We start from the raw sequence: 25,226 nt of genomic DNA, 5'->3' as shown, positions 1-25,226 counted from the left end.
GGTTGATAGGCCAGATATGGAAGCCTGGTAACGGGTGGAGTTGACTGGTACTAATAGGCCGAGGGCTTGTCCTCAGTTGCTCGCGTCCACTGTGTTGGTTCTGAAACCACGAACAGCAGCCATGTGCCACACATGGCTCGGCTGATAGTTTCATAGTGTTTCGGTGGTCATAGCGTGAGGGAAACGCCCGGTTACATATCGAACCCGGAAGCTAAGCCTCACAGCGCCGATGGTACTGCAGGGGGGACCCTGTGGGAGAGTAGGACGCCGCCGAACAAATTTTGATAAAAGGGTTGGTCCCTGAACTTCGGTTCAGGGACCAACCCTTTTTTGTTTTCCTTAACTTGGCGTTCACGTCGTTCCCCGAGCATCGCCTGCATGGGTAGTACCGCAGCAATGCTCAGGGCCGCCGGCGTGGGAGCCGGGGACGAAGTCGTCGTACCTGCCTTCGGCAATGCCGAAGTCGCCGAGGCGGCCGATCTGGTGGGCGCGCTCCCGGTGTTCGCCGACATAGACCCGGCCAGCTACTGCCTGGACGCGGCCTCCGTCGCGGCAGCCGTGACGTCCCGTACCGCGGCCGTCGTCGTGGTCCACCGGTTCGGCCGACGGGCCGACGTGCGGCCCTTGCGGGAACTGGGGCACCGGCACGGACTGTTGGTGCTGGAGCGGGGGGAAGCCGACGCCCCCGACGAGGAGTTGGTGCGGCGGCGCGAGCGGGCGGCCTATCTGGACGCCCGCCTCAAGGGAGTTCGGACGCCGGACAGCGGTGACGGACACACCTACCAGCAGTACGTCGTCCGGGTGCCGGGGAACGGGCGGCCCGACCGGGACGCGTTCGCACGCGCCCTGCGGGCCAGGGGAGTTGCCTGCCGGATTCCCGTACAGACCCCCGCCCACCGGCTGCCCGGGTTCCGGCACCTTGCCTGGACGCTGCCGGAGACCGAACGGGCCGCGGACGAGACGCTCGCACTCCCCGTCGATCCCGCGCTGACGAAGCGGGAGATGCAGCGGGTCGTCTCCGCCTGCAATGCGCTTGGCGGACTGCTCCAGCCCGCTTTCTGAACAAGCGGCGAACGGATTTGGGAAGCCGAGCCCGTTCGGGGTACGATCTTCTTGTTGCCGCGAGGGAAACCTCGAAAGCGACAAGGCCCCCATAGCTCAGTCGGCAGAGCGTCTCCATGGTAAGGAGAAGGTCAACGGTTCGATTCCGTTTGGGGGCTCAGCGAAAGCAATAAGGCCCCACCCGTATCGGGTGGGGCCTTTCGCATGCCCGCAGGCAGGCCCGCCCGGCGGCGGGCCGGAGCCTCAGTCCTGCTGAAGCTCCGGAACCCGCATCGCCAGGATCGCCATGTCATCGGACGGGGCGTCGGAGGCGAACCGCTCCACCGCGCGCAGCACACGCGCCGCGACCGCGCCCGCCGTGAGTCCCGTACAGGTCGTCAGGACGTCCGCGAGGCCGTCGTCACCCAGCATGCGGGTGCCCTCGCGGCGTTCGGTGACGCCGTCCGTGACGCACAGCAGCACGTCACCGGGGTCGAGGGTGACCGTCTCCTCGTACAGCTCCAGGTCCTCGATGACGCCGAGCAGGGGCTGGGGTTCGGCGGCCGCGGTGACCGTGCCGTCCTGGCGCAGGCGGAGCGGGAGGGGGTGGCCGGCGCAGACCACCTTCAGCTCGGCGCCGCCGTTCTCCTGGGGGCGCAGCTCGCCGTACAGCAGGGTGAGGAAGCGGCTGCGGTCGCCCTCGTCGAGGATCGCGGAGTTCAGCCGCTCCAGCACCGCCGGGCCGCTCAGGCCCTCGCGGGCCAGCAGGCGCAGGGCGTGCCGGGCGAGGCCGGTGACGGCGGCCGCGTTCGGGCCGGTGCCGCAGACGTCGCCGATGGCGAAGCCGTACGCGCCGTCGCCGATGGGGAAGAGGTCGTAGAAGTCGCCGCCGACCTCGTTGCCCTCGCCCGCCGCGCGGTAGATGACATCGACCTCGACGCCGTCGATGGGCGGCAGGCCGGGGGGCAGGAGGCTGCGCTGCAGGGCCTGGCTGATGGCCGTGCGCTCCGAGTAGAGGCGGGCGTTGTCCAGGGCCAGGGCGGCCCGGCGGGACAGGTCCTCGGCCAGCTCCAGGATCTCCTGGCGGAAGTGGTCGTCGGTGGGCTTGCCGAGGATCAGCATGCCGATGACGCGGTTGCGGGCCACCAGCGGCAGCACGACCGTCTCGCCGCCGACCGCCGAGGCCGTCGCCAGGGTCGGGCCGATGCTGGAGGCGAGCTGCTGGGTGGGTCCGCCGGACAGACCCAGGCTGCGCATGGAGCTGCGCAGGGCGGCCTGGTGGGCGACCTCGCCGGGCAGCGGCCAGACCCGGGCGCCCGGCGTCAGTACCGGGTCGGGCGGCGGGATCTTCGACAACAGCGACTTGATGCCGTCGATGAACTCCTCGTCCTCGTGCAGGACGTACGACAGGTAGGGGTCGGCGGACTGCTCGCTGATCGTGTAGACCGCGCACCAGGTGGCCAGGGTCGGCACCGTCATCTGTGCCATCAGGGCGAGGGTCTGGTCGCGGTCCAGGGTGCCCGCGAGCAGGTCGGACGCCTCGACCAGGAAGCTGAGCGAGCCCCGGCGCAGCCGCTCCAGCTCGCCGAGGCGGGCGGACTCCACGGCCAGGGCGATGCGGTCGGCGGCGAACTGGAGGCGCAGCGCCTCCTCGTTGGAGTACCGGCCCGGTGCCTCAGCGGCGACGCCGAGGGAGCCGGTGAGGCGGCCCTCGACCTTGAGGGGCACCGTGACCACCGAGCGCATGCCGGTCCCGGCCAGGAGGGGGACGGCGGCACTGGGGATGACGCTCAGGTCCTCGTGGACGGCGGGCATGCGGGCCGAGCCGTAGCGGCCGGGGCCCGCCTCGACGGGGACGCGGGCGAAGCGCTGGCGGGTGGAGGGCAGGCCGGTGGAGGCGCGGACCTCGAGTTCCGTCTCGTCGTCGGTGGCCAGCAGCAGGAAGGCGGAGTCGCCGTCGAGCATGTCGCGGGCGCGCTCGACGGTGCGCTGGAGGAGTCCGTCGAGGTCGTCGGGGGCGGGGGAGCCGATGAAGACCTCGAAGGGGTCCGTGCTCTGGCCGTCGGAGCCGCCCTGGTCGCCCGCGGGGAGGCGGGAGGGGGTCTGGAGGACGGCGCGCTCGTGGTCGCGGACCAGGAGACAGACCGTGGAGGGTTCGCCGCCGGTGTCGCGGACCCGGAGGTGGGAGGCGTAGACGGGGGAGACGCGGCCGTCGGCGCCCCGGATGCCGTAGCTGCCCTCCCAGCGGGAGAGCTGGAGCGCCTCGGCGATGCCGGTGCCGGTGCCGGGGGTGTGCGGCCAGGCGGCGAGGTCGGTGAGGGGCTTGCCGATGACCTCGTTCGCGGGGTAGCCGAAGAGTTCCTCGGCGTCCTCGTTCCAGGCGCTGACGCAGCCCTTGCGGTCGATCTGGAGGACGGCCACGCGGACCCGGCTGTCGGCGAGGGGGAGGAGGTCGGGCGGGAGGACCGGTCCGGCGGCGCGGGTGCCGACCTGGCGCTCGGGCAGGTCGAGCTGGAACCAGACGTTCTTGTGCGTGGGGGTGTACTCGACGCCCCAGCGGGTGGCGAGGGCCGCGCAGAGCTGCAGGCCGCGGCCGCCCTCGCGGTCGGGGTTGCCCATGACGGCGTGCGCGCTCTGCAGCGGGACCTCGCGCTCGGGGTAGCGGTCGGAGACCTCGACGCGTGCGCCCTGCTCGGTGCGCAGGCACAGGACCTCCGCCTCGGTGCCCGCGTGGACCACGGCGTTGGTGACCAGCTCGCTGGTGAGCACCACGGCGTCGTCGACGATGTCGGCGAACCCCCAGCCCTGGAGGGTGTCGCGGACGAAGGCGCGGGCGGTCGCGACCGAACGCCCGACGGGCTCGAAGCTGGCGGCCGCGCGGGCGGTGATCACGGAACTCCTTGCGTGGTCGTCGACGGGCGGGGCCGGTGGGTCGGCCGGTTCGGACCGCTGCTGCGGGGTCCGCTCGCCCTTCGGCCGTGGCTCCGGGGGAGGTCCCCCCGAGATCAGTCCGGTGGTCATCCTCTGCGGCCCCTCCGATGCCCGTGTCCTTCTCGTGCCGCCGCGACCAGGCCGGTCGGGCCGGTGCGGCTGGACAGCCGGATGCAAGGTTACTTACCTTCGCCGTCGCGGTGGATGCCGGTCGCCGGTGATTACCCCCCACGGTGTGCGAACCGTGTGCGAAGCTGCCGAACTGTTATGGCCTGGTTCGGCAGGGGTGAAACACTGGGCAGGATTTTGATGAAGGTCCGCTCGGGCTGCGTGTGTTCCGTGCACGACGGGCAGCAGCCCCTGGATGCCGCCGGACCACCGGTCCGACGCGGCCGGGCACGGCAGTGACGGTCTACCCCTCCGGGAGGGACACAGTGGAGTCTGGCGCAGCGACGCGGGGCAATAAGACGCGCGCGAAGGGCCGACCGTCCCCGCGCAGGAGCGGCGGAGTCACCGAGGTGGACACCGCTGCCCTGAACCGGTTGCTCACCGCGCTGGAATCCATGCGCGACGGGAACTTCCGCAAGCGGCTCACGGTGTCCGGCGACGGCGTGATGTCGGAGATCGCGGCGGTCTTCAACGAGGTGGCCGACCGCAATCTGCATCTGACCGGTGAGCTGGCGCGGGTGCGGCGCACGGTCGGGCGCGAGGGGAAGCTCACGGAGCGGCTGGAGACGGGTGCCTGCGAGGGTTCCTGGGCGGCCGCGGTGGAGAACTCCAACGCGCTGGTCGACGATCTGGTGTGGCCGGTGTCCGAGGTCAGCCGGGTGCTGACGGCGGTCGCGGAGGGCGATCTGTCGCCGCGCATGGACCTGCGCACCGAGGCGCCGGACGGGACCGGGCATCCGCTGCGGGGCGAGTTCCTGAAGGTCGGCCGGACCGTCAACAACCTGGTGGACCAGCTGTCCAACTTCACCGACGAGGTCACGCGGGTGGCCATCGAGGTCGGCACCGACGGCAAGCTCGGCGGGCAGGCCAAGGTGCGGGGCATGTCGGGTTCCTGGAAGGACCTGACGGAGTCCGTCAACACGATGGCGAACCGGCTGACCGCGCAGGTGCGGGACATCGCGCTGGTCACGACGGCGGTCGCCGGTGGTGATCTGTCGCGGAAGGTCACCGTGCAGGTGGCCGGCGAGATGCTGGAGCTGAAGAACACCGTCAACACGATGGTGGAGCAGCTCTCCTCGTTCTCGTCCGAGGTGACGCGGGTGGCCCGCGAGGTGGGCACCGAGGGCATCCTCGGCGGCCAGGCGCAGGTGCCGGGCGTGGCCGGGGTGTGGAAGGAGCTGACCGACTCCGTCAACACGATGGCTGGGAACCTGACCGCGCAGGTGCGCGGGATCTCCCAGGTGACGACGGCCGTGGCCAGCGGTGACCTGTCGCAGAAGGTCACCGTGCCCGCGCGGGGCGAGGTGGCGCAGCTCGCCGAGACGATCAACCAGATGACCGAGACGCTGCGGATCTTCGCGGACGAGGTCACGCGGGTGGCCAACGAGGTCGGTGCCGAGGGTCGCCTCGGCGGTCAGGCGAACGTGCCGGGTGCGGCGGGGACGTGGAAGGACCTGACGGACTCCGTGAACACGGTGTTCCGGAATCTCACCACCCAGGTGCGGGACATCGCCGCCGTGACGACCGCCGTGGCCAGCGGTGACCTGTCGCAGAAGGTCACGGTGGACGTGGCGGGCGAGATGCTGGAGCTGAAGAACACCGTCAACGGGATGGTGGACCAGCTGTCGGCGTTCGGTGCCGAGGTGACGCGGGTCGCGCGGGAGATCGGTGTCGAGGGCGAGCTGGGCGGTCAGGCGCAGGTGTCGGGCGCGGCCGGTACCTGGAAGGACCTGACGGACTCGGTCAACACCGCCTTCCGCAACCTCACCGGGCAGGTGCGCAACATCGCCCAGGTGACGACGGCGGTGGCCAACGGCGACCTGTCGCAGAAGGTCACCGTGGACGTGTCCGGTGAGATGCTCCAGCTGAAGAACACCGTGAACACGATGGTGGACCAGCTCTCCAGCTTCGCCGACCAGGTGACGCGGATGGCCCGTGACGTGGGCACCGAGGGCCGCCTCGGCGGTCAGGCCCGGGTGGACGGAGTGTCCGGCACCTGGAAGGAGCTGACGGACTCCGTCAACTTCATGGCCGGGAACCTCACCTCCCAGGTGCGCAACATCGCCCAGGTGACGACGGCGGTGGCCAACGGCGACCTGTCGCAGAAGATCGACGTGGACGCGCGCGGCGAGATCCTGGAGCTGAAGAACACCATCAACACGATGGTGGACCAGCTCTCCGCCTTCGCCGACCAGGTGACCCGGGTGGCCCGTGACGTGGGCACCGAGGGGCGTCTCGGCGGTCAGGCGCAGGTGCCGGGCGTGGCCGGTGTGTGGCGGGACCTCACCGATTCGGTGAACGGTATGGCGGGGAACCTCACCGCCCAGGTCCGCAACATCGCCCAGGTCGCCACCGCGGTCGCGCGCGGTGACCTCTCCCAGAAGATCACCGTGGACGCGCGCGGGGAGATCCTGGAGCTGAAGAACACCCTGAACACGATGGTGGACCAGCTGTCGTCGTTCGCCCAGGAGGTCACCAGGGTGGCCCGTGAGGTGGGTACGGAGGGCATGCTCGGCGGTCAGGCCGAGGTGCAGGGTGTCTCTGGCACCTGGAAGGACCTCACGCAGTCCGTGAACTTCATGGCGAACAACCTGACGATCCAGGTGCGCAACATCGCCGAGGTCACGACGGCCGTGGCCAAGGGCGACCTGTCGAAGAAGATCACGGTCGACGCCAAGGGCGAGATCCTCGAACTGGTCACCACGGTCAACACGATGGTGGACCAGCTGTCCAGCTTCGCCGAGCAGGTGACGCGGGTGGCGCGCGAGGTGGGCACCGAGGGCATCCTGGGCGGGCAGGCGCACGTACCGGGTGTCACGGGCATCTGGAAGGACCTGAGCAACAACGTCAACCTGATGGCCAACAACCTGACCATGCAGGTGCGGAACATCTCCCAGGTGGCGTCCGCGGTGGCCAACGGTGACCTGACGCGCCAGGTCACCATCGAGGCGCGCGGTGAGGTGGCGCAGCTCGCCGACACCATCAACACGATGGTGAAGACGCTGAGTTCGTTCGCCGACCAGGTCACCAAGGTGGCCCGTGAGGTGGGTACGGACGGCATCCTGGGCGGCCAGGCCCACGTGCCCGGTGTGGCGGGTACCTGGAAGGACCTCACCGAGTCGGTGAACGGGATGGCGTCCAACCTGACCGGCCAGGTGCGCAACATCGCCATGGTCACGACGGCGATCGCCAAGGGCGACCTGACCAAGAAGATCGACATCGACGCGCGGGGCGAGATCCTCGAGCTGAAGACGACGATCAACACGATGGTCGACCAGCTCTCCAGCTTCGCCGAGGAGGTCACCCGCGTCGCCCGCGAGGTGGGCACCGAGGGCCAGCTCGGCGGCCAGGCCCGCGTGCTGGACGTGGACGGCACCTGGCGGGACCTGACCGAGTCGGTGAACGAGATGGCCGGGAACCTGACCCGGCAGGTGCGTGCCATTGCCAAGGTGGCGACCGCGGTGACCCGTGGCGACCTGAACCTGAAGATCGACGTGGACGCGTCCGGGGAGATCCAGGAACTCCAGGACTACATCAACAAGATGATCGCCAACCTGCGTGACACCACGATCGCGAACAAGGAGCAGGACTGGCTCAAGGGCAACCTCGCCCGGATCTCCGCCCTGATGCAGGGCCGCCGGGACCTGGCGGACGTGGCCTCGCTGATCATGAGCGAGCTGACCCCGGTGGTGTCCGCGCAGCACGGTGCGTTCTTCCTGACCATGCCGAAGGTCGACGGCCAGGACCCCGCCGGGGACGGCGAGGAGGAGTACGAGCTGCGCATGCTCGGCTCCTACGGCTGCTCTACGGGTGCGATGCCGACCTCGTTCCTGCCCGGTGAGGGGCTGATCGGGACGGCCGCGCAGGAGAAGCGGACGATCCTGGTCAGGGACGTGCCCAGCGGCTATCTGAAGATCTCCTCCGGGCTCGGCGAGGCCCCGCCCGCCCAGGTCATCGTGCTGCCGGTGGTGTTCGAGGGCAATGTGCTCGGGGTGATCGAGCTGGCGTCGTTCACGCCGTTCACGCACATCCAGCGGGACTTCCTCAACCAGATCGCGGAGATGATCGCCACCAGCGTCAACACGATCTCCGTCAACACCAAGACCGAGCAGCTGCTGAAGCAGTCCCAGGAGCTGACCGAGCAGCTCCGGGACCGCTCGGAGGAGCTGGAGAACCGGCAGAAGGCGCTCCAGTCCTCCAACGCCGAACTGGAGGAGAAGGCCGAGCTGCTGGCCCGGCAGAACCGGGACATCGAGGTGAAGAACACCGAGATCGAGGAGGCCCGCCAGGTCCTGGAGGAGCGTGCCGAGCAGCTCGCGGTGTCGATGCGGTACAAGAGCGAGTTCCTCGCCAACATGTCGCACGAGCTGCGTACGCCGCTCAACTCGCTGCTGATCCTGGCCAAGCTGCTCGCCGACAACGCGGAGAGCAATCTGTCCCCGAAGCAGGTCGAGTTCGCCGAGACCATCCACGGCGCCGGGTCCGACCTGCTCCAGCTGATCAACGACATCCTGGACCTGTCGAAGGTCGAGGCGGGCAAGATGGACGTCTCCCCGACCCGGATCGCGCTGGTCCAGCTCGTGGACTACGTGGAGGCGACCTTCCGGCCGCTGACCGCCGAGAAGGGGCTCGACCTTTCCGTGCGGGTCTCCCCGGAGCTGCCCGCGACCCTGCACACCGACGAGCAGCGGCTGCTCCAGGTGCTGCGCAACCTGCTGTCCAACGCGGTGAAGTTCACCGACTCCGGTTCCGTGGAGCTGGTGATCCGGCCCGCCGGGACGGACGTGCCGCAGATCATCCGGGAGCAGTTGCTGGAGGCGGGCGCGGTCACCGATCCGGACGCCGAGCTGATCGCGTTCTCGGTGACCGACACCGGCATCGGCATCGCGGCCAGCAAGATGCGGGTGATCTTCGAGGCGTTCAAGCAGGCGGACGGCACGACCAGCCGCAAGTACGGCGGTACCGGCCTCGGGCTGTCGATCTCGCGGGAGATCGCCCAGCTGCTCGGCGGTGAGATCTACGCGCAGAGCGAGCCGGGCCGCGGCTCCACGTTCACGCTGTATCTGCCGCTGCACCCGAGCGAGCTGCCGCCGCAGGGCTACCAGCAGCCCATGCCCCCGCTGGAGGCCGGTGAGCTGGTCGCCTCGGAGGCGGAGCTGTCCGACCGGCTGACGGCCCCCCAGGTCGAGACTCCGGCCGAGGTGAAGTCGTACCGGGAGACGCAGACCGGGCCCGCCGCGTTGTTCCGGCGCCGCCGCCGGAGCCTGCCGTCGGCGGAGCAGCGGCCGGAGCAGTCGATCACCATCGAGCCGTCGGAGGACACCGAGCGGCCGGTGCGCGCGGTGCGGTTCGGCGGCGAGAAGGTGCTGATCGTCGACGACGACATCCGCAACGTGTTCGCGCTCACCAGCGTGCTGGAGCAGCAGGGGCTCTCGGTGCTGTACGCCGAGAACGGCCGCGAGGGCATCGAGGTGCTGGAGCAGCACGACGACGTGGCGGTGGTGCTGATGGACATCATGATGCCGGAGATGGACGGCTACGCGACCACGACCGCGATCCGCAGGATGCCGCAGTTCGCGGGCCTGCCGATCGTCGCCCTGACCGCGAAGGCGATGAAGGGCGACCGGGAGAAGGCGCTCCAGTCGGGCGCCTCCGACTACGTCACCAAGCCGGTCGACCCCGACCATCTGCTGGGTGTCATGCGGCAGTGGATGCGGCCGGAGTGACGGTACGACAGGACCGGTCACGGGGGCGCGGTTCAGTACGCGGGCCAGGTGTGGGAACCTCGGATTCCGGGAACCTTCCAGGCTCGGCCCGCGTTTGAGCTGTGTGCACCGTGACATCGCGGTGACAGGGTGTGGCGACGGGCGGGGTGCGGCTACGATGACCGGCACAAGGACGGGCGGCGAAAGGGAGTCGTCCCCTGGGGCGGCGCCCGGTGTACCGCCGGGGCGAGGAGGGCGGGCCATGGTGCAGAAGGCCAAGATCCTCCTGGTCGATGACCGGCCGGAGAATCTGCTGGCGCTGGAGGCCATCCTCTCTGCGCTCGATCAGACGCTGGTGCGGGCATCGTCCGGGGAGGAAGCGCTCAAGGCACTGCTCACGGACGATTTCGCGGTCATCCTGCTGGATGTCCAGATGCCGGGCATGGACGGCTTCGAGACGGCCGCGCACATCAAGCGGCGGGAGCGGACGCGGGACATCCCGATCATCTTCCTCACCGCTATCAACCACGGCCCGCACCACACCTTCCGGGGTTATGCGGCGGGGGCGGTCGACTACATCTCCAAGCCGTTCGACCCGTGGGTGCTGCGCGCCAAGGTCTCGGTCTTCGTCGAGCTGTACATGAAGAACTGCCAGCTGCGGGAGCAGGCGGCCCTGCTGCGGCTCCAGTTGGAGGGCGGCGGCAGGGACACGGTCGACAGCAAGGAGCCCGCCGGGCTGCTCGCGGAGCTGTCCGCGCGGCTCGCGGCCGTCGAGGAGCAGGCCGAAGCGCTCTCCAAGCAGTTGGACGAGGAGTCCGCCGACGCCGCGGCGGTGGCCACGGCCGCGCACCTGGAGCGCAAGCTCACCGGGCTGCGCCGGGCGCTGGACGCGTTGGAGCCGGGCGCCGACGGCTCGGCCCCGCTGCCTCCGCAGGGCTGACGACCCCTCAGGTGCGAGGGGTGCCGTGAGCGGGCGTCAGTTTGGCGCCTCGGTAGGGGCGACACGAACGGGTGAAGCTGTGGGCACACGTGTCCGCTGTCGTCTCCCCCGGTAACCTCACACCCATGGCCTCACGTCCCCCCGCAGCCAAGAAGCCGCCCGCCAAGAAGGCGGTCGCTCCCGCGAAGGCTCCGGCGAGGAAGGCGGCCGCCAAGAAGGCCCCGGCCAAGGCCCCGGCCAAGAAGGCGCCGCCCCGCAAGGCTCCCGTGCGCAAGGTGCCGCCGAAGCCCGCGCCCAGCCCCACCGGGGGCGTGTACCGGCTCGTGCGCGCCCTCTGGCTGGGCGTGGCGCACGCGGTCGGCGCCGTCTTCCGGGGCATAGGGCAGGGCGCGAAGAACCTCGACCCGGCCCACCGCAAGGACGGCGTCGCGCTGCTGCTGTTCGCCGTCGCGCTGATCGTCGCCGCCGGAACCTGGGCCGACCTCAGCGGACCCGTGGGCGACCTGGTGGAGATCCTGGTCACCGGCGCCTTCGGCCGCCTGGATCTGCTGGTGCCGATACTGTTCGCGGTCATCGCCGTGCGGTTCATCCGGCACCCGGAGCAGCCGGAGGCCAACGGCCGGATCGTCATCGGTCTGTCCGCGCTCGTCATCGGGGTGCTCGGCCAGGTCCACATCGCCTGCGGCTCGCCCGCGCGGGACGACGGCATGCGGGCCATAAGGGACGCCGGTGGCCTCATCGGCTGGGCCGCCGCCACCCCGCTGACGTACACGATGAGCGAGGTGCTCGCCGTACCGCTGCTGGTGCTGCTCACCGTGTTCGGGCTGCTCGTGGTCACCGCCACCCCGGTCAACCACATCCCGCGGCGCCTGCGCGCCCTCGGCATCCGTCTGGGCGTGCTGCACGACTACGCGGCCGACCTGGACGACGACGAGGGCTACGGCTACGACGAGCAGTGGCGCGACGAGCCGCCCACGCGCCCTCGGAGCCGTCGCGGCGCCCCGCAGGGCTACGACCCCGAAGCCGCCGAGGAAGAGGCGCTCACCCGGCGCCGCCGCCCCCGCAGGTCCGCGCGGTCGGAGCCGGGCGAGATGGACGCGATCGACGTGGCCTCGGCGGCCAACGCCGCGCTCGACGGCGCCGTGCAGCACGGTATGCCGCCGTCCCCGGTCGTCGCCGACCTCACCCAGGGCGTGAGCGTGGGGGACCGCGAGGAGACCACCCCGGTCCCCGTGCCCTCCCCGGCCCCGGCCGACCGGCCCGTGCCGGGCAAGCGGAAGACGGACGGCAGCGTCCCCGACTTCACCAAGGCGCCCCCCGAGACGCACCGCGAGATGCCCGCCCGCGCGGAACAGCTCCAGCTCTCCGGGGACATCACCTACGCGCTGCCCTCGCTGGACCTCCTGACCCGCGGCGGCCCCGGCAAGGCGCGCAGCGCGGCCAACGACGCCGTCGTGGCCTCCCTGCGCACGGTGTTCACCGAGTTCAAGGTGGACGCCGACGTCACCGGCTTCACCCGGGGCCCGACCGTCACCCGCTACGAGGTGCAGCTCGGCCCGGCCGTGAAGGTCGAGCGGATCACCGCGCTCACCAAGAACATCGCGTACGCGGTCGCCAGCCCGGACGTGCGGATCATCAGCCCCATCCCCGGCAAGTCGGCCGTCGGCATCGAGATCCCCAACACCGACCGGGAGATGGTCAATCTCGGTGACGTGCTGCGGCTCGCGGAGTCCGCCGAGGACGACGACCCGATGCTGGTCGCCTTCGGCAAGGACGTGGAGGGCGGCTATGTGATGCGCTCCCTGGCGAAGATGCCGCACATGCTGGTCGCCGGTGCCACCGGCTCGGGCAAGTCGTCCTGCATCAACTGCCTGATCACCTCGATCATGATGCGGGCGACCCCCGAGGACGTCCGGATGATCCTGGTGGACCCCAAGCGCGTCGAGCTGACCGCGTACGAGGGCATCCCGCACCTGATCACGCCGATCATCACCAACCCCAAGCGGGCCGCCGAGGCCCTCCAGTGGGTCGTGCGCGAGATGGACATGCGCTACGACGACCTGGCCGCCTACGGCTACCGGCACATCGACGACTTCAACCGCGCCGTGCGCGAGGGCAAGGTCACCGCGCCACTGGGCAGCGAGCGCGAGCTCCAGCCGTACCCCTACCTGCTGGTGATCGTGGACGAGCTGGCCGACCTGATGATGGTCGCCCCGCGCGACGTCGAGGACTCGATCGTCCGCATCACCCAGCTCGCCCGCGCCGCCGGAATCCACCTGGTGCTGGCCACCCAGCGGCCCTCGGTGGACGTGGTCACCGGACTCATCAAGGCCAACGTGCCCTCCCGGCTGGCCTTCGCCACCTCCTCGCTGGCCGACTCCCGCGTCATCCTCGACCAGCCCGGCGCCGAGAAGCTGATCGGCAAGGGCGACGGCCTGATCCTGCCGATGGGCGACAGCAAGCCGACCCGTATGCAGGGCGCGTTCGTGACCGAGGAAGAGGTCGCGGTCGTCGTCCAGCACTGCAAGGACCAGATGGCGCCGGTCTTCCGGGACGACGTCACCGTGGGCACCAAGCAGAAGAAGGAGATCGACGAGGACATCGGCGACGACCTCGACCTGCTCTGCCAGGCCGCCGAGCTGGTGGTCTCCACCCAGTTCGGATCGACGTCCATGCTCCAGCGCAAGCTGCGGGTCGGCTTCGCCAAGGCGGGCCGTCTGATGGACCTCATGGAGTCCCGGAGCATCGTCGGACCCAGCGAGGGTTCCAAGGCCCGTGACGTTCTTGTGAAGCCTGATGAGCTGGACGGCGTGCTCGCCGTGATTCGCGGGGAGTCTGACGGGTAGGGCTTCGGGCCACCCGGCGTGTCGGGACTGCGCCGGGTGGCGGCACCGCCGTGATCCACCCGTTAAACATCGGCGGGCAACCGTTTCCCTTCGCAGTACGTCAAGTTGAGCGAGAGCGGGGGTACAGGTACCCGCCTGGGCCTCCCGCTCCCGTCCCGCCGTCGGGCTGACCGGCCGTTCCGATGGCGTACAAGTCCGTTCGCCCGCTTGCCCCACCCTTTCGTACCCCGCCTAGACTGAACGCTCAGCACAGGTGGCTCACACGCTCGAAAGGCGCCCCCGTGTCCATCGGCAGCAACTCCCCCGAAGACGAGCCCCCGTTCCCCGACGTCCCCGAGCTCGACGGACCCTCCGTCGGCACCGCCCTGCGCCAGGCCCGCGTCGCGGCCGGGCTGAGCCCGGGTGACGTCAGCGACGCCACCCGCATCCGCCCCGCCATCGTGCACGCCATCGAGGAGGACGACTTCTCCTCCTGCGGCGGCGACGTGTACGCGCGCGGCCACATCCGCAACCTGGCCAGGGCCGTCCACCTCGACCCCGCCCCGCTCATCGCGCGGTTCGACGCCGAGCACGGCGGCCGTCCCGCGCCCACCCCGGCGGCCCCCCTGTTCGAGGCGGAGCGCATCCGTCCCGAGCGCCGGGGCCCCAACTGGACCGCGGCCATGGTCGCGGCGATCGTCGTCGTCATCGGCTTCGTCGGCTTCACCGCCATCAAGTCCGAGACCGGCGGCGACACGGACACCCAGGCCGTCGAGGGCAACGCCTCGCCGACCGCCACCAAGTCCGCCGCGCCCACCCCGAAGACGGGGCAGTCCGCCACCCCGAAGTCCGACCCGTCCGACAGCGCCATCGCGGCCGCCCCGCAGGACAAGGTGACCGTCCGGGTCACCGCACCCAATGGGCGGAGCTGGATCTCCGCCAAGGACCACAACGGCCGCATGCTGTTCGACGGCCTGCTGAACAAGGGCGAGTCCAAGACCTTCCAGGACAGCACCAAGATCAACCTGATCCTCGGTGACGCCGGGGCGATCGAGCTGTACGTCAACGGCAAGAAGATCGACGACGACTTCCGGCCCGGCGCCGTGGAACGCCTCACGTACACCAAGGGCGACCCCGAGGTCGGATGACGCCCTTCCGGGCGCCTTCAGCGAGCGGACTGTGACGGGGTTGGCCAACAACGGCCAACCCCGTCGACATGGGGTGCGGGACAGACAAAGTAGTCTTGAGCCCATGCCTGAACGCCGTACCGTCGCACTAGTCACTCTCGGCTGCGCCCGTAACGAGGTGGACTCGGAGGAGCTCGCAGGCCGTTTGGAGGCGGACGGCTGGCAGCTCGTCGAGGACGCCGGGGACGCCGATGTCGCCGTGGTCAACACCTGTGGGTTCGTCGAAGCCGCCAAGAAGGACTCGGTCGACGCCCTCCTGGAGGCCAACGACCTCAAGGACCACGGCAGAACCCAGGCCGTCGTGGCGGTGGGCTGCATGGCCGAGCGGTACGGCAAGGAACTGGCCCAGGCGCTACCCGAGGCCGACGGCGTGCTCGGCTTCGACGACTACGCCGACATCTCCGACCGCCTCCAGACCATCCTGTCCGGCGGGGTCCACGCCGCGCACACCCCGCGCGACCGCCGCAAGCTGCTGCCGATCAGCCCGGCCGAGCGCCAGGAGTCCGCGGCCGCCGTCGCCCTGCCCGGCCACGGTCCGACCGACCTCCCGGACGGCCTCGCGCCCGCCTCCGGTCCGCGCGCGCCCCTGCGCCGCCGCCTGGACGGCTCCCCGGTCGCCTCGGTTAAGCTCGCCTCCGGCTGCGACCGGCGCTGCTCCTTCTGCGCCATCCCGTCCTTCCGCGGCTCCTTCATCTCCCGCCGCCCCAGCGACGTCCTCAACGAGACCCGCTGGCTGGCCGAGCAAGGTGTGAAGGAGGTCATGCTGGTCTCCGAGAACAACACCTCCTACGGCAAGGACCTGGGCGACATCCGCCTGCTGGAGTCCCTGCTGCCCGAGCTGGCCGAGGTCGACGGCATCGAGCGGGTGCGTGTCAGCTACCTCCAGCCCGCCGAGATGCGCCCCGGCCTGATCGACGTGCTGACCTCCACGCCGAACGTCGTGCCGTACTTCGACCTGTCCTTCCAGCACTCCGCGCCGAACGTGCTGCGCGCCATGCGCCGCTTCGGTGACACCGACCGCTTCCTGGAGCTGCTGGACACCATCCGCAGCAAGGCCCCCGAGGCCGGTGTCCGCTCCAACTTCATCGTCGGCTTCCCCGGTGAGACCGAGGCCGACCTCGCCGAGCTGGAGCGCTTCCTGACCGGCGCCCGCCTCGACGCCATCGGCGTCTTCGGCTACTCCGACGAGGAGGGCACGGAGGCGGCCACCTACGACACCAAGCTCGACGAGGACGTGGTCGCCGAGCGCCTCGCCCACATCTCCCGGCTCGCCGAGGAACTCGTCTCGCAGCGCGCCGAGGAGCGCCTTGGGGAGACGGTGCGCGTCCTGGTGGAGTCTGTCGACGGCGAGGACGGGGTGTACGGCCGCGCCGCGCACCAGGCCCCGGAGACGGACGGCCAGGTGCTGCTCACGAGCGGCGAGGGTCTCGCCGTGGGACGTATCGTCGAGGCCAAGGTGGTCGGCACCGAGGGGGTCGACCTGGTGGCCGAGCCGCTTCCGGGCTCGTCGGTGGGCAGTTCGATGGGCAGCGAGGAGGCGGCCAGATGACCGGAGTCCCGGCATCCGCCTCGGGCGGCTCCTCCGGCGCGCGTAGCGCGACCGGCCAGGCCGTCGACGGTGCTCCGGAGGTCTCCGACCCGGCCGCCGCGCTGGAGGCGCGGCACCCGCGCGGTGGCAAGCTGGCCGCGGCGGCCGTCAACCAGGCCAGCGTCTGGAACGTCGCCAATCTGCTCACCATGCTCCGGCTGCTCCTGGTGCCGGGCTTCGTGGCGCTGCTGCTGGCCGACGGCGGCTACGACCCGGCCTGGCGCTCCTTCGCCTGGGCGGCCTTCGCCGTCGCCATGATCACCGACCTGTTCGACGGGCATCTGGCCCGCACCTACAACCTGGTCACCGACTTCGGGAAGATCGCCGACCCGATAGCGGACAAGGCGATCATGGGCGCGGCGCTGATCTGCCTGTCCTCCCTGGGCGACCTGCCCTGGTGGGTGACGGTGGTCATCCTGGGCCGGGAACTCGGCATCACCCTGCTGCGGTTCGTGGTCATCCGCTACGGCGTGATCCCGGCCAGCCGGGGCGGCAAGCTGAAGACGCTCACCCAGGGCGTCGCGGTCGGCATGTACGTCCTGGCGCTGACCGGCTGGCTGGCCACCCTGCGGTGGTGGGTGATGGCCGCGGCGGTCGTCCTCACCGTCGTCACCGGTCTCGACTATGTGAGACAGGCCATGGTGCTGCGCCGCCGGGGAATCGCGGAGCGGGCGGCCGCGTTGGAAGAGCGAGAAGCGTGAACCCCACGGCGATCGAGCTGGTGCGGCTACTCAAAGTGAACGGTGAGACCCTCGCCGTCGCCGAGTCGCTCACCGGTGGCCTGGTCGCCGCCGAGATCACCTCGGTCCCCGGCGCCTCCCAGGTGTTCCGGGGTTCGGTCACCGCCTACGCCACCGAGCTGAAGCACGATCTCCTCGGCGTCGACGCCGGGCTGCTGGCCCGGTCCGGCGCGGTGGACCCGCAGGTCGCGGCCCAGATGGCGGCCGGTGTGCGCAAGGCCCTCGGCGCCGACTGGGGCATCGCCACCACCGGGGTGGCCGGTCCCGATCCGCAGGACGGGCAGCCGGTCGGCACGGTCTTCGTGGCGGTCGACGGACCCTTCCGGCAAGGCTCGCTTTCCGCCCCCGGCGGAAAAGTGGAGGCCCTGCGGTTGAACGGCGGCCGTGCGGAAATTCGTATGGAGAGTGTACGGAGCGTACTGACACTGCTTCTACGGGAGCTTGTGGGCGAACAGACCGCGAATGAGCGGGCACAGGATACGGAACGGAACGGGGGGTTTTGATGTTTGCAGCCCTGAGTGAACACGACATCGCTCCCCGCACGGCCGCGGCGCGAGGCGGTACGGTGGGGCGAGAAGGATGCGGCTACGCGGTCCGAGGAGGGAGCCACCGATGATTCTGCTCCGTCGCCTGCTGGGTGACGTGCTGCGTCGGCAGCGCCAGCGCCAGGGCCGTACTCTGCGCGAAGTCTCCTCGTCCGCCCGGGTCTCACTTGGCTATCTCTCCGAGGTGGAGCGGGGGCAGAAGGAGGCTTCCTCCGAGCTGCTCTCCGCGATCTGCGACGCGCTGGACGTACGGATGTCGGAGCTCATGCGTGAGGTGAGTGACGAACTGGCACTCGCCGAGCTGGCCCAGTCCGCCGCGGCCAACGACGGCGTCCCGGCGCCGGTCCGGCCGATGCTGGGTTCCGTGTCGGTGACCGGTGTGCCACCGGAACGGGTGACCATCAAGGCACCCGCCGAAGCGGTGGCCGCCGCCTGAGCCGCACGCACGCGGCCTGGCGCCCGATGGCTGTAAGCCCCGGCCGGGCCTCCCTGGACTCTCCAGGTGAGGCCCGGCCGGGGCTTTTTCCTGCCCGCACCGGTCGCCCTGAGCCGTTTTGCTCCGTTTGCCCGGTCCGGGCCGCCCGGTCATGGTGAGAGGGACCCGAAGCCCGCCGAGGATCTGAGGACAGCGGATGTACGTGGTGAAGAGTCCCCTTCCCGAGGCCGATCTGAAGACCGTCTCCGAGGCCCTGCAAGGGGCGCTCGTGGATCTGGTCGACCTCTCGCTGGTCGCCAAGCAGATCCACTGGAACGTGGTCGGGCCACGCTTCCGGTCGGTCCACCTCCAGCTGGACGAGGTGGTCGTCTCCGCGCGGACCGCCTCCGACCTGGTGGCCGAGCGCTCCTCGGCGCTGGGCGTCCCGCCGGACGGACGGGCGTCCACGGTCGCCTCCGGCACCGGCATCACGGTCCCTCCGGCCGGGTGGATCAAGGACACCGACGCGGTCGCGGGGATGGTCGCCGCCCTCGGCGCGGTCATCGGCCGGATGCGGGAGCGGGTGAACGCCACCGGCGACGCCGATCCGGTGTCCCAGGACATGTTCATCCAGATCACGGGCGACCTCGAGAAACACCATTGGATGTTTCAGGCCGAGACGGCGTGAGAGAGGCGGGTTCCCGGAACCGGCCGACCGGAGAGTCTGCCCGGTGCCGCTCCGGTGAGCCCTTCGGTGCGCCTTCCGCGGGTGGCAGGCGGTGTTCTAGCTTCCGGCTGGAGGTGACGGGTCCATGAACGGGCGAATAGTGCGCTGGGGGGCAGGTCTGGGGTTCGGCGCGGTGTGGTGGTGGGCGGTGCTGCGGCTGACCCTGGGGGACGGCGCGGGGGTGCTGGAGGGGGCCGTGGTGCTCGGCGGATGGGGGCTGGGGGTGCTGCCGGTGCACTGTGTGGCCAAGGACCGGGCCGAGGGGGCCGTGCGGACGGGGCGGTGGCGTGAGGCTTGGCGGGGCGCTGGGGAGGGTGAGGGGACGGAGGCGCGCGCTGGGGTCACTCGTTCGGGTGAAGCGGGGGCAGGGTGAGCGGGGGTGCCTCGGGTGGGGTGGGGGCTTGGGTTTGCTTTCGCGGGGTTCGGCTCGGGCGGGTCGGCGTGTGGGGCGGGGGCTGGGGTTTCCCGGCTTCGGGTCGTGTCAGTCAGCGTGCGGGGCGGGGGTAGCGCTCCCGCCAGCGCTGGGCCGTGCCGGGGGCGGGGGTGGGGCCGCTCTGGCAGGTGGGGCACCAGTAGGTGGGGCGGTCCTGGACGCCGTCGCCCTGGTCGGCCACGCGTACTCGGGTACGGCAGCGCAGACAGGGGCGGGAGGCACGGCCGTAGACGTACAGGTCGTTCCGGGGCAGGCCGGTGGTCTGGCGGACCGGGCGGGCCCGGTTGACCTCCAGGAGGCGCTGGGCGACGCCGGGGAGCTGGGCGGCGCGGTCCGGGGGGAGTGAGCCGACGGGGAGCCAGGGGGTCACGCCGAGCAGGAAGCACAGCTCGCTCTTGTAGACGTTGCCGATTCCGGCGAGATTGCGCTGGTCGAGCAGGGCCTCGCCGAGGGGGCGGGCCGGGTCGGCGTACAGGTTGGCGAGGGCGCGCTCCGGGTCCCAGTCCGGGCCGAGGAGGTCGGGGCCCAGATGGCCCACCACGCGCTCCTCGTCCTCGGTGCGCAGCAGCTCCAGCACCGACAGGCGGTAGCCCACGGCCATGCGGTCGTCGGCGCCCAGGACGACGCGGATCTGGTGTCCGGCGCCGCCCCGCCAGCGTTCGCCGGGGCCGTACACCTTCCAGGCGCCCTCCATCCGCAGATGCGTGTGGAGGGTCAGGCCGCCCTCGAAGCGGGTCAGCAGGTGTTTGCCGCGCGGTGCGGTGTTCAGCACGGTGCGGCCGGTCAGGTCGACCACCGCGTACTGCGGGACCCGGAAGTCGCTGTGGGTCAGCACCCTGCCCGCGAGCGCGTCGTGCAGCCGCTTCGCGGTCTGCCACACCGTGTCACCTTCGGGCATGCGTCCAGGGTGCCACGGCGCGGGGGCCTTCTCCGGCGGCCGGGCTCAGGCGCGCAGAGTCAGGCGCGCAGGCGCAGGCCGCGTGGGGTCGCTATGAACCCGGCGGCCTCCAGCAGGGTGCCCAGGGGGGAGGTCAGCGCCGCGGTGCCGTTGATCCGCTCGACGGTGACCGTGCCCAGGGAGCCCGCGCGGGCGGCCGCCGCCAGGGCCTCCGCGGCGGCGCGGAGGCGGGGGTCGTCGGTCGCGGTGCCGTCCGGGTCGGCGGGCCAGGCCAGCAGGGACTTGCCGCCGCGCTCCATGTAGAGGGTCAGCTCGCCCTCCACCAGGACGACCAGGGAGCCCGCCTTGCGGCCCGGCTTGTGCCCGGCGCCGGTGGGCGACTCCGGCCAGGGCAGCGCGGCGCCGTACGCGTTGGCGGGGTCGGCGGCGGCGAGGACCACCGCTTTGGAGTCGGGGGCGGTGTCCCGCGTGCGGGGGCCATAGCCACGGCTCGTGGGAGAGCCGCCGCGCGGGCCGCCCTGGCCCGGTGAGGCGTACGGGTCGGTGATGCCTGCCGGGCCGAAGGGGCGGGGGAGACCGCCGTCGTCCCCGTCGCGGGGCGGCCACGCGAAGTCGCCGTCGAGGCTCGGGTGGGTGAAGCCGCCGGAGGACGGGTCGAACGCCTCGGACGCGGTGTGGCCGTCGCCGTCGCCGTCGCCGTCGCCGGGGAACGGGGGGAGGCTGCCGTTGCCCGCCGCGACCGGAGCGGGCACCACGCGCTCGCCCCGGTCGCGGGCGTTGGACACCGCGCGGAGCCGGTCCACGGCGCCGTCCATGGCGAACTGGGCGGCCCCCAGCCCCTCGACCACATAGCCGCGCCGCGCCTGGCCGCTCTCCTCGAACACGGACAGCACCCGGTACACCGCCGAGAAGCCGCCCTCCACGCCCTCCGCGCCCACGGCGCCCCGGGTCACCACGCCGTGCCGGTCCAGCAGGGCGCGCGCCCGCGCGTGAGCGCGCACGGTGGCGTCCGGCTCGGGCACCGGCAGCAGCGACCAGCGGCCGCCGACGGTCGGCGGGCCGGACCGGGACGCGGCGCGGGCGGCGGCGGTCAGGGAGCCGTAACGCCCGCGCGGGACATTGCGTTTGGCGCGATGGGCCGTCGCCCCGGCCGTACGGCCCGACCCCAGCAGGGCGCGCATCGGGGCCAGGGTGTCGTTGGTGAGCCGCCCCGACCAGGCCAGGTCCCACAGGGCGTCGGCCAGGTGTGCGTCGCTCGCCTCGGGGTGCGTGGTGGCACGGACCTGGTCGGCGATCTGACGGAAGAACAGGCCGTACCCGCCGGAGAGCGTGTCCAGGATCGACTGGTGGAGCGGGCTCAGTTCCAGGGGGTGCGGGGGCGGCAGGAGCAGGGGCGCGGTGTCCGCGAGGTACAGCGAGACCCAGCCGTCCTTGCCGGGCAGGGAGCCCGCCCCGGCCCACACGACCTCGCCCGCGGCGGTGAGTTCGTCCAGCATCGACGGCTTGTAGTCCGCCACGCGGGAGGGCAGGACCAGCTTCTCCAGCGCGGAGGCGGGCACCGAGGCGCCCTGCAACTGCTCGATGGCGCGCACCAGCCCATCGGTGCCGCGCAGCGTGTGCCCCTTGCCGATGTGCTGCCACTGCGGCAGGAACTGCGCCAGCGCGGCGGGCGGCACCGGCTCCAGCTCGTGCCGCAGCGCGGCCAGCGAACGGCGGCGCAGCCGACGCAGCACCGTCGCGTCGCACCATTCCTGGCCGATGCCCGCCGGATGGAACTCGCCCTGGACGACCCGGCCGCTGCCGGCCAGTCGCTGGAGGGCGCCCTCGGTGACCGCGACGCCCAGGCCGAAGCGGGCGGCGGCGGTCGTCGAGGTGAAGGGGCCGTGGGTGCGGGCGTAGCGCGCGAGGAGGTCGCCGAGCGGGTCCTTGACCGGTTCGGTGAACGCCTCGGGGACGCCCACCGGCAGCGCGGTGCCCAGCGCGTCGCGCAGACGGCCCGCGTCCTCGATGGCCGCCCAGTGGTCCTCGCCCGCGACGCGGACCTTGATGACGCGCCGGGCGGCGGCCAGCTCCCGCGCCCACTCCGGCTCGGCGCCCCGCTCGGCCAGCTCGGCGTCGGTCAGTGGGCCCAGTAGCCGGAGCAGGTCCGCGACGCTCTCCGGGTCCTTGGCGCGACGGTCCTCGGTGAGCCACTGGAGTTCGCGCTCCAGCTCGGTCAGCACCTCGGCGTCGAGCAGCTCCCGCAGCTCCGCCTGGCCCAGCAGCTCCGCCAGCAGCCGGGAGTCCAGGGAGAGCGCGGCGGCACGGCGTTCGGCGAGCGGGGAATCGCCCTCGTAGAGGAACTGGGCGACGTAACCGAACAGCAGGGAGCGGGCGAACGGGGACGGTTCGGGGGTGGTGACCTCGACCAGGCGGACCTTGCGGGACTCGATGTCGCCCATCAGCTCGACCAGGCCCGGTACGTCGAACACGTCCTGGAGGCATTCGCGGATCGCCTCCAGGACGATCGGGAACGACCCGAACTCGCTCGCCACCTCCAGCAGTTGGGCCGCACGCTGGCGCTGCTGCCACAGCGGGGTGCGCTTGCCGGGGTTGCGACGCGGCAGCAGGAGCGCGCGGGCGGCACACTCCCGGAACCGCGCGGCGAACAGCGCGGAGCCGCCCACCTGGTCGGTGACGACCTGGTCGACGTCGCCCTTGTCGAAGGCGACGTCGGCGGCGCCGACCGGGGCCTGTTCGCCGTCGTACTCCGCACCGGCCTTCGCGGGGCTCTGGTCCAGCAGGTCCAGGCCCATCAGATCGGCGTCGGGCAGGCGCAGCACGATGCCGTCGTCGGCGTGCATGACCTGGGCGTCCATGCCGTACCGCTCGGAGAGGCGGGCGCCGAGCGCGAGGGCCCACGGGGCGTGCACCTGGGCGCCGAAGGGGGAGTGGATCACGACCCGCCAGTCGCCCAGCTCGTCGCGGAAGCGCTCCACGACGATGGTGCGGTCGTCCGGGACGTGCCCGCACGCCTCGCGCTGCTCGTCCAGGTAGGCCAGGACGTTGTCCGCCGCCCACGCGTCCAGGCCCGCGGTGAGCAGGCGCAGCCGGGCGTCCTCCTTGGACAGCGAACCGACCTCGCGCAGGAACGCGCCGACCGCGCGGCCCAGTTCGAGCGGGCGGCCCAGCTGGTCGCCCTTCCAGAACGGGAGCCGCCCCGGCACGCCCGGCGCGGGGGAGACCAGGACCCGGTCGCGGGTGATGTCCTCGATGCGCCAGGAACTCGTGCCCAGCGTGAAGACGTCGCCCACGCGGGACTCGTACACCATCTCCTCGTCCAGCTCGCCGACCCGGCCGCCGCCCTTCTTCGGGTCGGACCCGGCGAGGAAGACCCCGAACAGGCCCCGGTCGGGGATCGTGCCGCCGGAGGTGACGGCGAGCCGCTGGGCGCCGGGCCTGCCGCTGATGGTGCCGGCGACGCGGTCCCACACCACGCGGGGGCGCAGTTCGGCGAAGGCGTCCGACGGGTAGCGGCCCGCCAGCATGTCCAGGGTGGCGGTGAACGCGGACTCGGGGAGCGAGGCGAAGGGCGCCGCGCGGCGCACGGTGGCCAGCAGGTCGTCGAACTGCCAGGTGTCCAGCGCGGTCATGGCGACGAGTTGCTGGGCCAGGACGTCCAGCGGGTTGGACGGCACCCGCAGCGACTCGATTCCCCCTGAGCGCATCCGCTCGGTGACCACGGCTGCCTGCACCAGGTCGCCCCGGTACTTGGGGAAGACCACGCCCGTGGAGACGGCGCCCACCTGGTGTCCCGCGCGGCCCACGCGCTGGAGGCCGGAGGCGACCGAGGGCGGGGACTCGACCTGGACGACCAGGTCGACGGCGCCCATGTCGATGCCCAGCTCCAGGCTGGAGGTGGCCACCACGGCGGGCAGCCGACCGGCCTTCAGGTCCTCCTCGACCAGTGACCGCTGCTCCTTGGAGACCGAGCCGTGATGCGCGCGGGCGATCACCTGCGGGGCGCCCTGGGCCGCGCCCGAGCCGCCCATCAGCTCGGCCGGGGAGTGGTGCTCGTCCAGCTTCTCGCCGGTGGCGCGCTCGTAGGCGATCTCGTTGAGCCGGTTGCACAGCCGCTCCGCCAGGCGGCGGGAGTTGGCGAACACGATGGTCGAGCGGTGCGACTGGACCAGGTCGGCGATCTTCTCCTCGACGTGCGGCCAGATCGAGGGCTTCTCCGCCTTGTCGTCGCCGTCGGCCGCGGGGGCACCGCCCAGCTCGCCCATGTCCTCGACGGGCACGACCACCGAGAGGTCGAACTCCTTGCCCGACGCGGGCTGGACGATCTCCACCTTGCCCCGGGGCGAGAGATAGCGGGCCACCTCGTCCACCGGACGCACGGTCGCCGACAGGCCGATCCGGCGCGCGGGCTTCGGCAGCAGCTCGTCCAGCCGCTCCAGGGACAGCGCGAGATGCGCGCCGCGCTTGGTGCCCGCGACCGCGTGCACCTCGTCCAGGATCACGGTCTCGATGCCCGTGAGCGCGTCCCGCGCGGACGAGGTCAGCATCAGGAACAGCGACTCGGGGGTGGTGATCAGGATGTCCGGCGGCCGCGTGACCAGCGCGCGCCGCTCGGCGGGCGGGGTGTCGCCGGAGCGGATGCCCACCTTCACCTCGGGCTCGGGCAGGCCCAGGCGCACGGACTCCTGGCGGATGCCGGTCAGCGGGCTGCGCAGATTGCGCTCGACATCGACCGCGAGCGCCTTCAGCGGGGACACGTACAGCACCCGGCAGCGCTTCTTCGGGTCGGCCGGGGGCGGGGTGGAGGCCAGCTGGTCCAGGGCGGCGAGGAAGGCGGCCAGCGTCTTGCCGGAGCCGGTCGGCGCCACCACCAGCGCGTCCGAGCCCTGGTTGATGGCCTGCCACGCGCCCGCCTGGGCCTCGGTGGGCGCGTGGAACGCCCCCGTGAACCATTCGCGGGTCGCGGGGGAGAAGCCTTCGAGGGCCGGGTGGGCGGAACTGACCATGCCTCCATCCTGCACCCGCCCACTGACAATCGGGCTGACCTGGGCAAACGGGACGGACCGGGGCGTGCGGCGACCGG

Annotated in this window: 14 protein-coding genes, 1 tRNA gene and 1 rRNA gene; 13 read left to right on the top strand and 3 right to left on the bottom strand. The window is 71.5% G+C overall.

The features are described 5' to 3' along the window. Window positions 1-159: 159 nt before the first annotated feature. The 3 genes from rrf (at window position 160) to ACI2LY_RS08245 (ending at window position 1,220) form a co-directional block, all read left to right on the top strand. Window positions 160-276: ribosomal RNA gene (gene rrf / locus ACI2LY_RS08255) — 5S ribosomal RNA — on the top strand. Between the two features lie 120 nt (window positions 277-396). Then, window positions 397-1,062, top strand: a complete 666-nt coding sequence (locus ACI2LY_RS08250) for a DegT/DnrJ/EryC1/StrS family aminotransferase (RefSeq protein ID WP_404706433.1) — start codon at window positions 397-399, stop codon at window positions 1,060-1,062. Between the two features lie 85 nt (window positions 1,063-1,147). Further along, window positions 1,148-1,220: transfer RNA gene (locus tag ACI2LY_RS08245), tRNA-Thr, on the top strand. Window positions 1,221-1,305: 85 nt separating this feature from the next. Here the strand turns inward: ACI2LY_RS08245 and ACI2LY_RS08240 are convergent. Further along, the gene (locus tag ACI2LY_RS08240; RefSeq protein ID WP_404706432.1) at window positions 1,306-4,062 is read right to left on the bottom strand and encodes a SpoIIE family protein phosphatase; all 2,757 of its coding nucleotides are present in this window, start codon (window positions 4,060-4,062) and stop codon (window positions 1,306-1,308) included. Window positions 4,063-4,406: 344 nt separating this feature from the next. On the opposite strand from ACI2LY_RS08240, the gene ACI2LY_RS08235 reads away from it, so the two are divergent. The 10 genes from ACI2LY_RS08235 (at window position 4,407) to ACI2LY_RS08190 (ending at window position 19,185) form a co-directional block, all read left to right on the top strand. Next, window positions 4,407-9,866, top strand: a complete 5,460-nt coding sequence (locus tag ACI2LY_RS08235; protein ID WP_404706431.1) for a HAMP domain-containing protein — start codon at window positions 4,407-4,409, stop codon at window positions 9,864-9,866. 241 nt (window positions 9,867-10,107) lie between these two features. Next, on the top strand, window positions 10,108-10,785 hold the full coding sequence (locus ACI2LY_RS08230) for a two-component system response regulator (protein WP_404706430.1): 678 nt from the start codon (window positions 10,108-10,110) through the stop codon (window positions 10,783-10,785). Between the two features lie 125 nt (window positions 10,786-10,910). Next, a complete protein-coding gene (locus ACI2LY_RS08225) occupies window positions 10,911-13,631 on the top strand; it encodes a DNA translocase FtsK (RefSeq protein ID WP_404706429.1) in 2,721 nt (906 codons plus the stop codon). 281 nt (window positions 13,632-13,912) lie between these two features. Further along, entirely contained in the window at window positions 13,913-14,758 is an 846-nt protein-coding gene (locus tag ACI2LY_RS08220) for a helix-turn-helix domain-containing protein (protein WP_389006045.1), read from the top strand. A 103-nt stretch (window positions 14,759-14,861) separates the two neighbouring features. After that, window positions 14,862-16,346, top strand: coding sequence for a 30S ribosomal protein S12 methylthiotransferase RimO (gene rimO / locus ACI2LY_RS08215; protein WP_404706428.1), 1,485 nt, complete (start codon window positions 14,862-14,864; stop codon window positions 16,344-16,346). Beyond that, window positions 16,343-17,086, top strand: coding sequence for a CDP-diacylglycerol--glycerol-3-phosphate 3-phosphatidyltransferase (gene pgsA / locus ACI2LY_RS08210; protein ID WP_404706427.1), 744 nt, complete (start codon window positions 16,343-16,345; stop codon window positions 17,084-17,086). The genes rimO and pgsA overlap by 4 nt, the downstream gene beginning before the upstream one ends. Beyond that, window positions 17,083-17,628, top strand: a complete 546-nt coding sequence (locus ACI2LY_RS08205; protein WP_404706426.1) for a CinA family protein — start codon at window positions 17,083-17,085, stop codon at window positions 17,626-17,628. The genes pgsA and ACI2LY_RS08205 overlap by 4 nt, the downstream gene beginning before the upstream one ends. A gap of 109 nt (window positions 17,629-17,737) precedes the next feature. Then, entirely contained in the window at window positions 17,738-18,106 is a 369-nt protein-coding gene (locus ACI2LY_RS08200) for a helix-turn-helix domain-containing protein (RefSeq protein WP_389006053.1), read from the top strand. A 196-nt stretch (window positions 18,107-18,302) separates the two neighbouring features. Beyond that, window positions 18,303-18,773 carry a Dps family protein gene (locus tag ACI2LY_RS08195; protein WP_393601696.1) on the top strand — a complete coding sequence of 157 codons (471 nt, stop codon included), beginning with the start codon at window positions 18,303-18,305 and terminating at the stop codon, window positions 18,771-18,773. A 124-nt stretch (window positions 18,774-18,897) separates the two neighbouring features. After that, complete coding sequence (locus ACI2LY_RS08190; RefSeq protein ID WP_404706425.1) at window positions 18,898-19,185, top strand: hypothetical protein; 288 nt, start codon at window positions 18,898-18,900, stop codon at window positions 19,183-19,185. Between the two features lie 112 nt (window positions 19,186-19,297). Here the strand turns inward: ACI2LY_RS08190 and ACI2LY_RS08185 are convergent, their stop codons facing one another. Together ACI2LY_RS08185 and ACI2LY_RS08180 are read right to left on the bottom strand one after the other, a co-directional pair. After that, window positions 19,298-20,143 carry an Fpg/Nei family DNA glycosylase gene (locus tag ACI2LY_RS08185; protein WP_404706424.1) on the bottom strand — a complete coding sequence of 282 codons (846 nt, stop codon included), beginning with the start codon at window positions 20,141-20,143 and terminating at the stop codon, window positions 19,298-19,300. Window positions 20,144-20,202: 59 nt separating this feature from the next. Further along, a complete protein-coding gene (locus tag ACI2LY_RS08180; RefSeq protein WP_404706423.1) occupies window positions 20,203-25,149 on the bottom strand; it encodes an ATP-dependent helicase in 4,947 nt (1,648 codons plus the stop codon). Window positions 25,150-25,226 lie beyond the last annotated feature (77 nt).

Source organism: Streptomyces sp. NPDC002176, assembly GCF_044903645.1.
Lineage (GTDB): Bacteria > Actinomycetota > Actinomycetes > Streptomycetales > Streptomycetaceae > Streptomyces.
This window is presented reverse-complemented; position numbering and strand designations above follow the sequence as displayed.